Annotated in this window: 1 protein-coding gene; it reads left to right on the top strand. The window is 72.3% G+C overall.

Features of this window, described 5'->3' with window-relative positions; translation table 11 throughout:
• A partial coding sequence (locus D2K64_RS23905) for an IS701 family transposase (protein ID WP_120010920.1) occupies window positions 1-810 on the top strand: 810 nt, incomplete at both ends.

Below are 810 nucleotides of genomic sequence, written 5' to 3'. Positions count from 1 at the left end.
GGGACGCGGAGGCGGCGCGTGACCTGGTGCGCACCTACGCCGTCGAGGCCCTGGCCGACCGCGACGCGGTGCTGGTGGTGGACGAGACCGGCTTCATCAAGAAGGGCGAGCACTCCGTTGGCGTGGCGCGGCAATACTCCGGCACGGCTGGGCGGATCGAGAACAGCCAGGTTGGCGTGTTCCTGGCCTATGCCAGCCGCTACGGCCAGGCGCTGATCGACCGGCGGCTCTTCCTGCCGGAGGCCTGGGCGGCGGATCGGGCCCGGCGCGCCAAGGCGGGCGTGCCCGAGGAGGTGACGTTCGCCACCAAGCCCGCGATCGCGCGTGACATGATCGCCACGGCGCTCGATGCCGGGCTGCCCTGCGCCTTCGTGCTGGCCGACGCGCTGTACGGATCGGACAAGCGGCTGCGGGTCATGCTGGAGGGGCGCGGGCAGCCTTACGTGCTCGCCGTGCGCAGCAATGAGCGGCTGATGACCGCCGAGGGCAGCTGCGCGACCCGCGATGCCGCCAAGATCGCCGCCGCACTGCCTGCCTCCGCCTGGCATCGTCACGCGGCGGGCGAGGGAGCCAAGGGACCGCGGCTCTACGACTGGGCGCGGATCCGCCTGCTGCGCCTGCAGCAGCCGCCCTGGGATCACTGGCTGCTGGTGCGGCGCAGCCGGCGCGATGCCTCCGACCAGGCCTACTACGTCGTCTTCGCGCCGATGGAGACCACGCTCGCCGAACTGGCCGGCGTGGCCGGGCTGCGCTGGACCATCGAGACCTGCTTCGGCACCGCCAAGGAGGAACTCGGCCTCGACCACTGCG

Origin of the sequence: Teichococcus vastitatis (assembly GCF_003604215.1) — a bacterium.
GTDB lineage: Bacteria > Pseudomonadota > Alphaproteobacteria > Acetobacterales > Acetobacteraceae > Pseudoroseomonas > Pseudoroseomonas vastitatis.
The sequence above is the reverse complement of the archived record's forward strand: the minus strand, read 5'-3'. Positions and strand labels throughout refer to the sequence as shown.